This window comes from Curtobacterium sp. UNCCL20 (assembly GCF_900101675.1).
In the GTDB taxonomy this organism is placed as follows: Bacteria; Actinomycetota; Actinomycetes; order Actinomycetales; family Microbacteriaceae; genus Curtobacterium.
Window position 1 is genome coordinate 1,203,876 of sequence record NZ_FNKG01000001.1, and the last position, 13,148, is coordinate 1,217,023.

Annotated in this window: 16 protein-coding genes; 12 read left to right on the forward strand and 4 right to left on the reverse strand. The window is 71.9% G+C overall.

The genetic code is table 11. The annotated features are described in order from the left end of the window. Positions 1-81 precede the first annotated feature (81 nt). Complete coding sequence (locus BLT36_RS05935) at positions 82-546, forward strand: Fur family transcriptional regulator (RefSeq protein ID WP_092092819.1); 465 nt, start codon at positions 82-84, stop codon at positions 544-546. A 107-nt stretch (positions 547-653) separates the two neighbouring features. Further along, positions 654-2,183 carry a catalase gene (locus BLT36_RS05940; RefSeq protein ID WP_092092822.1) on the forward strand — a complete coding sequence of 510 codons (1,530 nt, stop codon included), beginning with the start codon at positions 654-656 and terminating at the stop codon, positions 2,181-2,183. A gap of 77 nt (positions 2,184-2,260) precedes the next feature. Here the strand turns inward: BLT36_RS05940 and BLT36_RS05945 are convergent, their stop codons facing one another. Then, positions 2,261-2,827 (reverse strand): GNAT family N-acetyltransferase, encoded by a 567-nt coding sequence (locus BLT36_RS05945; protein ID WP_175529512.1) that lies wholly within the window; start codon positions 2,825-2,827, stop codon positions 2,261-2,263. A gap of 99 nt (positions 2,828-2,926) precedes the next feature. On the opposite strand from BLT36_RS05945, the gene BLT36_RS18320 reads away from it, so the two are divergent. The 5 genes from BLT36_RS18320 (at position 2,927) to BLT36_RS05965 (ending at position 6,574) form a co-directional block, all read left to right on the forward strand. Next, positions 2,927-3,208: a hypothetical protein gene (locus tag BLT36_RS18320; protein WP_139166383.1), complete on the forward strand. Its 282-nt coding sequence runs from the start codon at positions 2,927-2,929 to the stop codon at positions 3,206-3,208. 222 nt (positions 3,209-3,430) lie between these two features. Beyond that, positions 3,431-3,838 (forward strand): hypothetical protein, encoded by a 408-nt coding sequence (locus BLT36_RS05950; protein WP_139166384.1) that lies wholly within the window; start codon positions 3,431-3,433, stop codon positions 3,836-3,838. Next, on the forward strand, positions 3,823-4,881 hold the full coding sequence (locus BLT36_RS05955; RefSeq protein ID WP_092092831.1) for a peptidoglycan-binding domain-containing protein: 1,059 nt from the start codon (positions 3,823-3,825) through the stop codon (positions 4,879-4,881). Before BLT36_RS05950 ends, BLT36_RS05955 begins: the two co-directional genes overlap by 16 nt. After that, entirely contained in the window at positions 4,878-5,474 is a 597-nt protein-coding gene (locus tag BLT36_RS05960; RefSeq protein ID WP_254787360.1) for an ABC transporter ATP-binding protein, read from the forward strand. The genes BLT36_RS05955 and BLT36_RS05960 overlap by 4 nt, the downstream gene beginning before the upstream one ends. A gap of 29 nt (positions 5,475-5,503) precedes the next feature. Continuing rightward, positions 5,504-6,574 (forward strand): hypothetical protein, encoded by a 1,071-nt coding sequence (locus BLT36_RS05965; RefSeq protein ID WP_139166385.1) that lies wholly within the window; start codon positions 5,504-5,506, stop codon positions 6,572-6,574. 141 nt (positions 6,575-6,715) lie between these two features. Here BLT36_RS05965 and BLT36_RS05970 read toward each other — a convergent pair whose 3' ends face one another. Both BLT36_RS05970 and BLT36_RS05975 read right to left on the reverse strand, forming a co-directional pair. Further along, positions 6,716-7,600, reverse strand: a complete 885-nt coding sequence (locus BLT36_RS05970; protein WP_092092838.1) for a VOC family protein — start codon at positions 7,598-7,600, stop codon at positions 6,716-6,718. A 61-nt stretch (positions 7,601-7,661) separates the two neighbouring features. Further along, complete coding sequence (locus BLT36_RS05975) at positions 7,662-8,444, reverse strand: SDR family oxidoreductase (protein ID WP_092092841.1); 783 nt, start codon at positions 8,442-8,444, stop codon at positions 7,662-7,664. 109 nt (positions 8,445-8,553) lie between these two features. Between BLT36_RS05975 and BLT36_RS05980 the strand changes: the two genes are divergently transcribed. From BLT36_RS05980 to BLT36_RS05995, 4 genes are all read left to right on the forward strand, one after another. Continuing rightward, entirely contained in the window at positions 8,554-9,120 is a 567-nt protein-coding gene (locus tag BLT36_RS05980; protein ID WP_139166386.1) for a hypothetical protein, read from the forward strand. Then, positions 9,117-9,749, forward strand: a complete 633-nt coding sequence (lepB, locus tag BLT36_RS05985) for a signal peptidase I (protein ID WP_092092846.1) — start codon at positions 9,117-9,119, stop codon at positions 9,747-9,749. The genes BLT36_RS05980 and lepB overlap by 4 nt, the downstream gene beginning before the upstream one ends. Before the next feature lie 101 nt (positions 9,750-9,850). Beyond that, complete coding sequence (locus BLT36_RS05990) at positions 9,851-10,666, forward strand: helix-turn-helix transcriptional regulator (RefSeq protein ID WP_139166387.1); 816 nt, start codon at positions 9,851-9,853, stop codon at positions 10,664-10,666. 73 nt (positions 10,667-10,739) lie between these two features. Next, the gene (locus BLT36_RS05995) at positions 10,740-11,597 is read left to right on the forward strand and encodes a helix-turn-helix domain-containing protein (protein WP_175529513.1); all 858 of its coding nucleotides are present in this window, start codon (positions 10,740-10,742) and stop codon (positions 11,595-11,597) included. 3 nt (positions 11,598-11,600) lie between these two features. On the opposite strand, the gene BLT36_RS06000 is transcribed toward BLT36_RS05995, so the two are convergent. After that, the gene (locus BLT36_RS06000) at positions 11,601-12,125 is read right to left on the reverse strand and encodes an MmyB family transcriptional regulator (RefSeq protein ID WP_092092853.1); all 525 of its coding nucleotides are present in this window, start codon (positions 12,123-12,125) and stop codon (positions 11,601-11,603) included. Positions 12,126-12,406: 281 nt separating this feature from the next. Here BLT36_RS06000 and BLT36_RS06005 point away from each other — a divergent pair, with 281 nt between their 5' ends. Further along, complete coding sequence (locus tag BLT36_RS06005; RefSeq protein ID WP_092092856.1) at positions 12,407-13,138, forward strand: alpha/beta fold hydrolase; 732 nt, start codon at positions 12,407-12,409, stop codon at positions 13,136-13,138. Positions 13,139-13,148: the final 10 nt, after the last annotated feature.

A 13,148-nucleotide genomic window follows, 5' to 3' on the forward strand; every position in this document is an offset into this window, starting at 1 on the left:
TCGACCGTTCGTGGTCGACGCGGCGAGCGCTTGGTGTACATTGGACGCATTGTCTTGACCGCTGCAAAAGAAAGGCTCAGCATGGACGACGACACCGACCTGCTCCGCGCCTCCGGTCTCCGGGTCACGACACCACGCCTCGCCGTCCTCCGCGCGACGGAGACGATGCCGCACGCCACGGCCGACGACATCGTCACGGCACTCGCCGCCGAACTCCCGACGACCAGCCACCAGGCGGTGTACGGGGTCCTCGCGGCGCTCACCGGCGTCGGACTCGTCCGGCGCATCGAACCCGCCGGCAGCCCCGCGCGCTACGAACGACGGACCGGCGACAACCACCACCACATCGTCTGCACCCTCTGCGGCGCGATCGAGGACGTCGACTGCGCTGTCGGGCCCTCGCCCTGCTTGACGCCGTCGGAGACCCACGGCTTCGCGGTGACCACCGCCGAGGTCACGTACTGGGGGATCTGCGAACGGTGCGCGGCGGCCGAGCGCGACGACGCCGGGTCCCCCTCCGGCGAGCAGCCCCAGCCCCAGCGGTGACGCAGCGGCCCGAGATCGCAGTCGATCGTCGGCGCTGCACCGAACCGCGGAACAAGACCAACCCGAGCATCCCTGACCGAACCAACCGTTCCACCCAAGGAGGAACTGTGTCCGACCAGAACACGACGACCGGCCAGCCGGCCGGCACCCCCACCACCACGACCAACAGCGGCGCCCCCGTCTCCAGCGACGAGCACTCGATGGGCGTGGGCGCCGACGGCCCCCTCGCGCTGCACGACCACTACCTGGTCGAGAAGCTCGCCCAGTTCAACCGCGAGCGGGTCCCGGAGCGCGTCGTGCACGCCAAGGGCGGCGGCGCGTTCGGTACCTTCACCGTCACGCAGGACATCAGCCGCTACACCCGCGCCGCGTTCCTGCAGCCCGACCAGACCACCGAGATGCTCGCCCGCTTCTCGTCCGTCGCCGGCGAGCAGGGCTCCCCGGACACCTGGCGCGACCCGCGCGGCTTCGCGCTGAAGTTCTACACGACCGAGGGCAACTACGACCTCGTCGGCAACAACACCCCGGTGTTCTTCATCCGCGACGGCATCAAGTTCCCGGACTTCATCCGCTCGCAGAAGCGCCTGCCGGGTTCGCACCTCCGCGACCACGACATGCAGTGGGACTTCTGGACCCTGTCGCCCGAGTCGGCGCACCAGGTCACCTGGCTGATGGGCGACCGTGGTCTGCCGGCGAGCTGGCGGAACATGGACGGCTTCGGCTCGCACACCTACCAGTGGATCAACGCCGACGGTGAGCGCTTCTGGGTGAAGTACCACTTCATCACCGAGCAGGGCCACAAGACGCTCACGCAGGAGGACGCCGACCGCATCGCCGGCGAGGACGCGGACTTCCACATCCGCGACCTCCACGAGGCGATCGAGCGCCAGGACTTCCCGCGCTGGACCCTCAAGGTGCAGGTCATGCCCTACGAGGACGCCGCGTCGTACCGCTTCAACCCGTTCGACCTGACGAAGGTGTGGCCGCACGCGGACTACCCGCTCATCGAGGTCGGCACGATGGAGCTCAACCGCAACCCGGAGAACTACTTCGCACAGATCGAGCAGGCGACGTTCGCCCCGTCGAACTTCGTGCCCGGCATCGCGGCGAGCCCGGACAAGATGCTCCTCGCGCGCATCTTCAGCTACGCGGATGCCCACCGCTACCGCGTCGGCACCAACCACGCGCAGCTGCCGGTGAACGCCCCCAAGAACGAGGTCCACTCGTACTCGAAGGACGGCGCGATGCGCTTCGACTTCCAGAAGTCCGAGGTCCCCGTCTACGCGCCGAACTCCCTCGGTGGGGCGCACGCCGACCCGTCGGCGACCGACGACGTCCCCGGCTGGGAGTCTGACGGTGCGCTCCAGCGCTCCGCCGCGACGCTCCACCCCGAGGACGACGACTTCGGGCAGGCCGGCACCCTCGTCCGCGAGGTCCTCGACGACGCCGCCCGTGAGCGCCTGGTCGGCAACATCGCCGGTCACGTCTCGAAGGTGACCCGCGACGACCTGCGGGAGCGCGTGTTCGCCTACTGGACGAACGTCGACGCCGAGCTGGGTGCTCGCGTCCGCGCAGCGGTCGCGCCGAGCGCGCCGGGCTCCAACGAGGACCCGGAGAAGGTCGCGGTCGAGGCGTAAGCCCCGCTCCACCACCGCAACGGACTGGAGGCCCGGTGCCAGCTGGCACCGGGCCTCCAGTCCGTTGCTCGTGCGGTCTAGACCTGCTGGCCGTTCAGCGCGATCGGTCCGGCCGGCCAGTCCTCGAGTCGGTCCGCGACCGGCAGCACCATCCAGCCACCCTGGTCCGTCATCGGGAGGCCGGCGCCCTCCGCCGTGAACGCCGTGTAGTCGGCGACGACGTCGTCGAAGACGTGCCAGCCGAGCTTCGCGTAGAACGGCACCCGGTTCTCGCCGGCGCCGAGGAAGCCGTACGGCACGCGCAGCCCCTCGAGCACGGCGTGCGCCCGCTCCATGAGCTCGCGGCCCCGCCCCGTTCCCTGCAGGCGCGGCGACACGGCGACGAGTCCGGTGTCACCGACCAGGACGTCGCGGCCGCCGACGGTGATGAACATCCGACGGATGCCGACGTGCGCGAGGACGACGCCGTGGTCGTCGCGGGCGAGCACGCGCCGTTCGGGCTGCATGCCGGACCAGCTGCGGCCGCCCACGTACCAGTGCGACCAGTCGGGGAAGGCCTGCCCCAGGAGCGCTGCGATCGCCTCGTGGTCGGGGAGCGACAGCGTGCTCTCCTCGACCACCTCCCACCGGATGTCTTCAGTCACGCGTCCATCCTGCCGGTTCCGGCGGCAACGGGTTGCGGCGCGGCACTCGCATCGATACGTTAACGGCGATACACGGTGTATCAATGAGAGGGGAGATCGATGTCGATCAAGAATGTTCTGCTCGGCGCCGCTGTGCTCGGGGCCGTCGTCGCCGGAGGGGTTGCGGTGGACACTGTGACTGCGCCGGAGGCGAAGGCGGCCTGCTACGGGTCAGTGACGCTCATGAAAGGCAAGAACAACTCCTGCTCAAACGGTGCTCGACACTGGAACGCCATCAAGAACGCGAAGAGCAAGTACGGGGCGTGGGTGGGCAGGGGTGGAGTCTCGTCGCAGCAACTGTGCTGGGCGAACGTGGTCTCGTACGGCATGACGGCGCGCTAGATGCGCAGTTCGAACGGCGGCCGCGGCGCGAGGTGCGTCGCGGCCGCTGTGGCCCTCCTCGTGACGGTCACCGGTTGTTCCTCGTCAGCACCGCGGGTTTCCGGGACGGGCGTCCCGCGCGACGCGACGCTCGAGTCGGCTGGTCCGTGGTCAGACGAGTTCCAGGCCGCGCTCGACGACGGAGTGTCCGAGTTCGAAGGGCAGATCCTCGCGGACGGTGCCGTGACCGCCGAGGAGATGGAGGCAGCGCACGACCGTGTGGGTCGCTGTCTGGCGGACTCCGGTCTCGCGATCGACTACGACCCGGACGGTGGTTTCGGGGTGGAGTCGTTGGACGGCGAGTACCCCGACGACTTCTTCGAACGGTCTGATCCGGTTCTGCGCTCGTGTGAGAAGGAATCCGACGAGTACGTGACGTACCTGTTCGAGCAGACTCGGCGAAACCCCGAACGACGCGACGACGCGGAGATCACGGTGCCGTGCTTGCAGGCTGCGGGACTGGTCGGCGAGGACTACACCGACCAGCAGTGGCGGGATGATCACGATGCCGACACCTTCCCCTTCGACTCGATGAGCGATTCCGCCAGGCAGTGCGACCTTGACCCGCTCGGCCTGTGGCGGACACCGTGACCGGCCGGCTCTCGGGGGCGCTCGTGGGGCTCGGGGCGATGGTGGTGGCGGCCGGGGTCGCGGTCGCCGTGGCGGTCGCGGTGCCGGTGGACCCGCCCGCAGCGCTCCGGACGGCGACCCCGGCCGGCACTGTTCGGGCGACGGAGCGCTCCGATGCCGACGAACGGCAGGTGCAGCTCGCGCTCGACACCGGGGCACCCCGGGCCGTCGTGACGTCGATGACCGGCACGGTGACGGCCGCTGCCTGCTCGACCGGGCAACCGCTGAAGAGCGGGGACGTCATCGCCCACGTCGACGGTCGGGCCGTGATCGCCCTTGCCAGCGCAGTGCCCCTCTGGCGGGACCTCGCACTCGAGGACACGGGCGACGACGTCCGCGGCCTGCAACGTGAGTTCGACCGTCTCGGCGCGGACCTCGCCGTCGACGGACTCGTGGGGGCCGCCACACTCCGAGCTGCCCGGCAGTTCCTGGTCGACCGCGGTGTGCCTCGGGTCGGGCTCCCGAAGGACATGCTCACGAAGGACGCGTTCGCGTGGGTCCCCGCGGCGACGAACACGGTGCGGTCGTGCACCGCGGTGGTCGGCGCTCCGGTCCCCGTCGAGGGGGTCCTCGCCGAACTCCCGGCCGAGCTCCGCAGTGCCCGCATCGACGCGGTTCCGGTCGATCCGGTGCCGGGTGATCGCTCACTACGGATCGGCGGCACCGAGGTCCTGGTGGACGAACGCGGCGTGGTCTCGTCGACGGAGGCGCTCGCGCGGATCGCGGCCCTCCCCGAGTACGCCGCGACAGTCGTCTCGGCCGACGGGGTGCCGACGCTCCCCGCGAGCTGGTCGCTCAGGAGTCCGAGGACGGTCCAGGTCGTCCCGCCCACGGCGCTGTACGAGATCGAGGGGGATCGGGCGTGCGTCCAGCCGACGAGCGGCGCGCCGGCCGAGGTCGAGGTCCTCGGCTCCGAGCTCGGGCAGTCGTTCGTCCGCGCGACGGACGGGCACGCGCTCGACCGTCTGCGTGCTTCACCGGACCGGACGCGCTCGTGCCGGTGACGCTCGATGGTCTCGGTCACACGTGGCCGACGGGAACCGAGCTGTTCCGGGGCGTCGACCGCACGCTCGACGACGGTACGGTGACGGCCGTCGTCGGTCCGAGCGGTTCGGGGAAGTCCACGCTGTTGGCGATCCTCGCGGGCATGCTCCGACCGTCGCAGGGCGCCGTCCGACGTCCGGAAGGCAGCCGGCCGTTCTGGGTCTTCCAGAACCCGCACGGGGTCGCGAAGCGCCGAGTACTCGACCACGTCGCGACACCGTTCCTCGCACGGGGTGCCCACCGTCGGAGCGCCGACGCCGCTGCGCTCGAAGTGCTCGAACGCTTCTGGCTCGCGCACAGGGCACAGGCTCGGTTCGCCGAACTCTCCGGCGGCGAGGCGCAACGGCTCATGCTCGCGCGGGGGCTCGCCACGCGGCCCGACCTCATGCTCGTCGACGAGCCGACGGCGCAGCTCGACCGCGCGACGGCGCACGAGGTGAACTGTGCGATCACGGCGCTCGCCGAATCCGGCACGGTCGTGGTGGTCGCGACGCACGACGAGGACACCCGGGCGGCGTGCACCAGCGTCCTCGACCTCGGGCAGTACCGGTGAGAAGTCGTCCCGGTCCCGGTGGGATGCGCGTGCGGGAGATCGCGCGGGAAGCGTGGCGCGACGTGTGCGCGGGGGCGGCGTGGGCGGTGACGAGCGCCGTCGTGGTCGCCGTGCTCCTCGGCAGTCTCCTCGGATTCCGGGCCGCCTCGGCCGCCGGTGAGGTCCGGGCGGCGTCAGCGTTCCTGACGAGTGGCGCCGCGACGACGGTCCAGCGCGCCGAAGGCCGGATCGACGGTCGCGGCTGTGATGCGCTCGCCGACTCCGAGGGGGTCCTCGCGTCCGGAGCGCTCCGCCGGGTCGACCGCGGGGTGGTCCCAGCCGTGTTGCCGGGGTCGACCATCCCGACCTACGAGGTGACCTCGGGCATGGTCGGGGCCCTGGGCGGGGCAGTCGCTGCCGGAGGCGCCGGGTTGGTCCTCGCACCGGCCGTCCACGATGCGCTCGGCCTCGATCCGGGCGACGAATTGGTGACGTTTGCAGGGAGGCGGCTTCCGGTCGCCGGCGTCTACGACTACCCGGATGACGGACGCGATCCCGATCTCGAGTACGCAGCACTCGCCCCTGCCGCCGATGACGGGACGGCGTTCGACGCGTGCTGGGTGACGGTCTGGCCGCAGCGCGACGACACGGTGCCGATGCTCCGCCGCACCGTCCTCCCGTCCAGCGGCGCTGAGGAAGAGGAGCGTCCCACGGTGGGGCTGCTCAACTCGCGGCTGGGGGAGACCTTCGTGTGGTCGGCCGGGCTGCCGGACTGGGTGCCGGCGTCTGCGGCCATCGGGGGTGGTGCTGCCATCGGATGGGCGGCGGTGGCTCGGCGTCGGCTCGCGCTCGCGTCCGATCGCCACGTCGGAGTCCGGCGGAGCGAGCAGATGCTGGGGATCGTCCTGCAGCACCTCGTGTGGGGAGTTGCCGGTGCTGCCGTCGCGATGGCGACCGCGGTCGTCGCAGTGCGGGGACTCCCACCGGACGACGCACTGCCGATCGTCGCCGCATCGGGCGTCGTGGCCGGTCTCGGACTCGTCGGCGTCCTCGTCGGCGGAGGCGTCGGTGCGGCGTCCGTCCGGGAGCGTGCACTCCACCGCTACTTCCGCTCCCGGTGATGACGCGCGGCCGAGTCTCGCGTTCAGCGACACTTCTCGTGCCCACGGCCCCGAGGAGTGTCGATCAGCCCGAGACTCGGCCCGCGCGGCGGGGGCGCGGCGGGCGGGGGCGCGGCGGGCGCGCGGCGGGGCCGCGCGGGGTCAGCCGCGACCGGGCGCGGTCACCTCGATGCGGTTCGCCCACGGGTCCTCGAACGCGACCGTCCGGCCGTCGTCGGCGGTCTGCACGCCGGTGTCCCGCATCCGCGCGACCAGCGCCCCGAGGTCGTCGGTGCCCCGGACCTCGATCCGCACCAGGCCGAGGCCGAGCGCGAGCTGCCGTCGTCCGGCTCCGCGGGAGTTCCACGTGTTCATCGCCATGTGGTGGTGGTAGCCGCCGGCGCTGACGAACAGCGCCTCGCCGAACCCGGCAGTGGTGGCGAAGCCGAGCTGGTCGACGTAGAAGGCGCGGGCGGTGTCGACGTCGCCGACCGAGAGGTGCACGTGCCCGACCCGTCCCGGCCGGGCGGCGGCGGACTCGAGCGCGGTCGCGGTGAGGTGCTCCTGCAGGAAGGCGTTCGGGTCGACGTACTCGGTGGCCATGTCGACCATGCCGTGGGTCCACGACCACTCGGTGCGGTCGCGGTCCCAGTACAGCTCGACGCCGTTGCCCTCGGGATCCGTGCAGTAGAACGCGACGCTGACCAGGTGGTCGGCGCTGCCGGTGAAGGTCTGCGGGTACTTCGTGGCGACGGAGTACAGGGCGGCGGCGAGGTCGGCCTTCGTGTCGAACAGGATCGCGGTGTGGAACAGGCCGGCCTCGTGCGGAGCGGCGTGCTGCATCGACGGCTCGTGCTCGAGGACGACGATCGGCACGTCGACGCCCGATGCGGACGGTCGGCCGAGCACGGCGACGCCGCCCTCGTTCGAGAACAGCGACAGGCCGACGCCCTCGCGGTAGTACCCGATCATCCGGTCGAGGTTCGCGACCCGGAGGGTGACGGCGCCCATCCCGGTGTCGGCGGCGAGGAGGTCCGGCGTGTGCATGCGTCCAGTGTGCGCCGGTTTAGTTGACGCGTCAACCAAATCGCACAAAGTCGGTGACGCGTCACACGCTGTTCGAGATCCCGCCGTCGGACTTCAAGAGCTGCCCGCTCACCCAGCCGCCGTCGGCCGAGCAGAGGAACCCGACGAGCGCAGCGGCGTCGGACGGTCGCCCGAGTCGCCCGCGCGGGGTCGCCTCGATCGCCCACGCCTTCACCTCGTCGGACATCCACCCGGTGTCGTTCGGGCCGGGGTTCACCACGTTCGCGCTGACGCCGAGCCCGCCGAGTTCCTTCGCCGCGGCGAACACGAGTCGGTCGAGCGCACCCTTCGACGCGCCGTAGGGCAGGTTGAACGCGACGTGGTCACTGGTGAGGGCGACGATCCGGCGGAGGTCCCGGGGCGCATCGTCGCCTGCGCGCTCGAGTGCGGCCGCGTACGCCTGCACGAGCAGGAACGGTGCACGGGCGTTGACGGCGAAGTGCTGGTCCCACGCCTCGACCGTGGTGGTCCGGACGTCCGAGTCCACCGACTCACAGTGCGACATCACGAGGGCGGTCACCGGAGCGCCCGCCTCGGTCTCGGCGCGGTCGACGAGCGCGGCCGCCTGTTCCGGGTCGGCGAGGTCGACCGGGAGGCGCGTCACGCGTGCACCCGCGTGCTCGCACTCGGCGACGACGGACTCGATCCCGTCCGGATCGGCCCCGCCGGACACGCGGTCGTCGTACGGGCCCCACCACGAGATGGCCAGGTCCCAGCCGTCGGCCGCCAGTCGTGACGCGATCGCGGCGCCGATCCCGGCCCTGCGGCCGACCCCGGTCACCAGGGCGAGTGGTCTGCGGGACATGGGCGTGCCTCCAGTCTGTCCGTCGCCTCGGTGCGCCGGCCCACCCAGGATGGCATCGCACCCGGTGTCCTGTCGGGTGGGCCGCGCCGACCAGGGCCAAGATGGGGGGATGCCACGCACACGACGCCTGCCGGACCGGCCACGCGGTCGACGGGGCGGTCGTCCCGACCCGGCGACCTTCCCGGTCGAGCAGATGCGCGACCGGATGTCGTCGTACATCTACGGCAACATCACCGTCCTCGCGGCGGCGATCGCCGTCGACCCGGAAGCGATCCGTGCCGGGTCGGCGATCTGGGCGGTCCTCGCGACGGCGGTGCTGACGTACCTCGCGCACGTGCTGTCCCACCTCGTCGCGCACGGGTTCGGTGCCGACGAGTCCGAGTCGGACGACGTCCGCCGCGAGTCGGTCGTGACCATCGTGCGGAACGCCAACCCGATCGCGACCTCCGGCCTGATCCCGGCTGTCCTGTACGCCGCGGCGTGGATCGGCTGGCTGCCGGCGTCGTGGGCGCAGACCGCGGCGCTCGTCATCCTGGTCGTGCGCATCGGCCTGGTCGGCGTCTTCATGCAGCGGTTCAGCGGCCAGCGGCCCACGTTCCTGGGCCTCTGGGGCGGGATCGTGCTCGCCGCGGTCGCCTTCGTGATCGGCCTCGTCAAGGTGGTGCTGACGCATTGAGCGACGTCGAGCAGCCCCGAGCCGGCGCGCCGCGCGCCGGTCGACAGGGCGGGAAGTTCCTCCGCGACGTCGTCATCATCGTCGTCGCGGCGGTGCTCGCGTCGTTCCTGGTGAAGGCCTACCTCGTCCGCTCCTTCTACATCCCGTCGGCGTCGATGGAGAACACGCTCCTCATCGGTGACCGGGTGCTCGTCAACGAACTCGTGCCCGGAGCCGTGCCGGTGCAGCGCGGCGACGTCGTCGTCTTCCAGGACCCGGGCGGGTGGCTCACCGCCGGGCAGGGGGACGACCTCATCAAACGCGTGATCGGGATGCCGGGCGACACCGTGTCGTGCTGCGACGCGCAGGGACGGCTGTCCGTGAACGGGCACCCCGTGGACGAGTCGTACGTGGTGCTGCCGCCGGGCACGGACCGGGTGGCGATGGACGACTTCTCGGTGACCGTCCCGAAGGGGCGCCTCTGGGTGATGGGCGACAACCGGTACGACTCGGCGGACTCGCGAGCGCACGGGACGGTGCCGGTGTCGGACGTGGTCGGTCGTGCGTTCCTGACGACGTGGCCGGCGTCGCGGTGGACGGTGCTGTCCCGGCACGGCGATGTGTGGGACGGCGTGCCCGACCCGTCCTGACCGACCGTGGTGCGGCACGGGCTCGCATCCGGCGGTGCGCGCGCGGTACCGTTCGGTGACCGCCGGACCCGGGCGTGTTCGTCGTCGACCCGAGAGAAGCCATGCCGTCACCCGAACCGGCCTTCGACTACGTGACCGGCGGTGACGACGACGTCGCCCTGCGTCGCATCCGGACCGCGGGACCGCAGGCAGGAACGATCGGCCCGCGCCCCGACCACGTGGTGTTCGTCCTCGCCGACGGGCACGCCACCCTGACCTCCGACGACGGCAGCTCGTGGGAGGTCGGGGCCGGGCGCCCGATGATGCTCTCCGCCCCGGTGGCGTACGCGTTCGACACCGACGCGACGACCATGACGCTCCTGCACGTCGCGCCGCGGATGCTCGGCGACGCGGAGGAGCCGTCGGAGTTCGTGCAGCCCGAGTCCGACGACCCGGGTGTCGAGCCCCTCCTCGCCCTGCTGCGGGAGGCCGGCGACCGGATCATCGACCCGACGCTCGACCCGGCCGAGCGGGCCGCACTGAACCGTCGGGTCGCCACCGTCGTCCTGTCGACGTTCACCCGGTCACGGTCCGACGTCGAGCACCGCCTGCGCCGCGCGATCCGGTTCGTGCACGACCACGCGGGGGAGTCGATCGAGGTGGCCGACATCGCAGCCGGAGCCGACCTCAGCGAACGCGGGCTGCAGGACCTGTTCCGGCGCCGGCTCGCGGTGACCCCGATGCGGTACCTCCGCGAGGTCAGGCTGGACCGCGTGCACCTCGAGCTCTCGGCGTACCGAGGTGGCGTGCGCACGGTCCGGGACGTCGCGCACCGCTGGCAGTTCGCGCACCTCGGCCGGTTCGCGGCGGCCTACCGGCAGCGCTTCGGGGAGAGCCCCCACGAGACGATCCAGCGGTCCGGGCGACCGATCGGCTGACGAGTCACCCTCGCCGGGCGTCGCTTCGAGAACGATGGTTCTCAACTGTGCGGATTCCGGCTATCCTGCTCTCGTGGACGCACGACGATCCGAACTGGGGCAGTACCTCCGGGCACGCCGTGCGCTCGTGCAACCCGAGGACGTCGGGCTCGTCCGGGAGCCCGGGCGCCGCGTCGACGGGCTGCGGCGCGAGGAGGTCGCCCGGATCGCGGGCATCAGTGCCGAGTACTACCTCCGGCTCGAACGGGGCCGCGATCACCAGCCCTCCGACCAGGTCCTGGCCGCGATCGCCCGAGCGCTCCGCCTCGACCACGAGGCCACCGCGTACATGCGCCGCCTCGCGCACGCCGAGCGCACCCGGGGCTCCGGAACCGCGACACCAGGCGTCGACGACTCGGTGCGGTCGCTCCTGGCGCAGTGGTCCCACACCCCGGCGTTCGTCATGGACCGCAACCAGGACATCATCCTGTCGAACGCCCTCGCCAGTGCCCTCGGCCCCGGGTACATGGAGCCCGGTGCGAACCTCGTGCTCCAGATCTTCACAGAGGCGTCCCGGCAGCACGCAGCGGACTGGCTGCCGACCGCGCACCGCGTCGTGGCGGCGCTCCGCATGCACGCCGACCCGGAGGACCCGCGGCTGCAGGAGATCGTCGGCACCCTGACCCTGCAGGACCGGGACTTCCCGGGGATCTGGGCCCGCCACGACGTCGCCGTGCAGCGGACCGGGGTGTCACGGCACTGGATCGACCCGATCGGTTGGGTCGAGTTCCGGTGGCAGAACCTCGCCATCCCCGGCAGCAGCCACGTGCTCGTCACGTTCTGGGCGGACGTCGGCACCCCGGCTGCCGCCGCCGTCGCGTACCTCGCCGCGCAGGTGCAACAGGGGACCGCGCGCACGACCCGGGTCGACGGGGAGTCGCTGGCCGGCTGACCCTCAGCCCTCGAGCAGCGCCCGCAGCGCGTCGAGACGCCGAACCGAGGCGTCGTCCGCCGGGGCCCACACGACCACCACGTGCTCGGGGTCGTCCTGACGACGCAGCTGCTCCCAGCGCAGCACCAGTCGACCGACGAGCGGGTTCTCGAACGTCGAGACGCCCTGGCTCGCCGGCCCCTCGGCCCGCGCGGCCCACTCCGTCGCGAACGCGGGGCTCCTCGCCATCAGCTCGCCGAGGAGCTCACGGAACCGCGGGTCCTCGTCGTGCTGCTCGAGCGAGTCCCGGAGCATCGCGGCCGTTCGGTGCGCCTCTGCCTCCCACTCGTCGACCGACTCCTCGACGTACGGGTTCAGGAACGTGAAGCGGGCGAGGTTCGTGCCGACCGTCAGCGACCCGGACAGTGCGCCGGCGACCCGGTTCGCGGCCACCACGTCGAGGTGTCGGTCGAGGACGACCACGGGTTCGACCAGGGCGTCCACGAACCCCTGCGCCGACGTCGTCGTCGTGCCGTCTCCGTGTTCCATCCGGCAACGGTACCCAGCTCCCGGGCGATGAGGGGGACCCCGTCACTACCCCGTCCGCGACGCCGGGGAGCACGAGCGGGCACGAGCGGGCAAGAGCTGGCTCGAGTCGGCCGGGATGGCCGGGCACGAGGGCGGCCCGCGGCGGCCGAACGGACGCGACGGCCGCCGCACCGACTGCTGACGGGGCATCACAGGGACAGGACGAGCGGGGACCCCGGACCCTAGCGTGACCACGCCGGCACGATGCCCGGCACCGTCACCACGCACACAGGGAGTGCACCATGACCGCACCGACCATCGTCCTCGTCCACGGCGCCTTCGCGGACGCCGCCAGCTGGGCCCCCGTCACCCGCGAGCTCCTCGACCGCGGCCACACCGTCGTCGTCCCGCCCGTCTACAACCGCAGCCTCGCCGAGGACGCCGCCTCGGTCCGCGCGGTCGCCGAGCACATCGAGGGCCCCGTCGTCCTCGCCGGCCACTCGTACGGCGGCGCCGTGATCACCGTCGCGGGAGCGGCGGAGAACGTCGTCGGCCTCGTCTACGTCGCGGGCTACGTGCTCGACGAGGGCGAGAGCCTCGGGCAGCTGCAGGGCGGCTTCCCGGACTCCGACCTCGCCGCGAACCTCGTGTACACGCCGTACCCGGTCGCCGGCGCCGAGGACGGCACGGACGTCTCCGTCAAGGTCGACGCGTTCCCGGCCGTGTTCGCCGCCGGTGTCGACCCCCGCGTCGCCGAGGTCCTCGCCGTGTCCCAGCGGCCGCTGTCCGGTGCCGCGTTCGGCGAGCCGGCCTCCGTCGCCGCGTGGAAGACCACCCCGGCCTGGGCGATCGTCTCCAGCGAGGACCACACCATCAACCCCGAGGTCGAGCGCTTCGGCTACACCCGCGCCGGGATCACCGACGTGACCGAGCTGCCCGCGCCGCACCTGGTCATGCAGACCCACCCGGAGGCCGTCGCCGACGTCATCGAGCGCGCCGTCACCGCGACGACGACCACCGACGCCGCGGCCTGACCACCCCCCG

Coding starts and splice junctions, on each gene's coding strand:
- BLT36_RS05935 (WP_092092819.1), top strand. CDS start 82: ATGGACGACGACACCGACCTGCTCCGCGCCTCCGGTCTCCGGGTCACG.
- BLT36_RS18320 (WP_139166383.1), top strand. CDS start 2,927: ATGTCGATCAAGAATGTTCTGCTCGGCGCCGCTGTGCTCGGGGCCGTC.
- BLT36_RS05970 (WP_092092838.1), bottom strand. CDS start 7,600: ATGCACACGCCGGACCTCCTCGCCGCCGACACCGGGATGGGCGCCGTC.
- BLT36_RS05975 (WP_092092841.1), bottom strand. CDS start 8,444: ATGTCCCGCAGACCACTCGCCCTGGTGACCGGGGTCGGCCGCAGGGCC.
- BLT36_RS05980 (WP_139166386.1), top strand. CDS start 8,554: ATGCCACGCACACGACGCCTGCCGGACCGGCCACGCGGTCGACGGGGC.
- BLT36_RS05990 (WP_139166387.1), top strand. CDS start 9,851: ATGCCGTCACCCGAACCGGCCTTCGACTACGTGACCGGCGGTGACGAC.
- BLT36_RS06000 (WP_092092853.1), bottom strand. CDS start 12,125: ATGGAACACGGAGACGGCACGACGACGACGTCGGCGCAGGGGTTCGTG.
- BLT36_RS06005 (WP_092092856.1), top strand. CDS start 12,407: ATGACCGCACCGACCATCGTCCTCGTCCACGGCGCCTTCGCGGACGCC.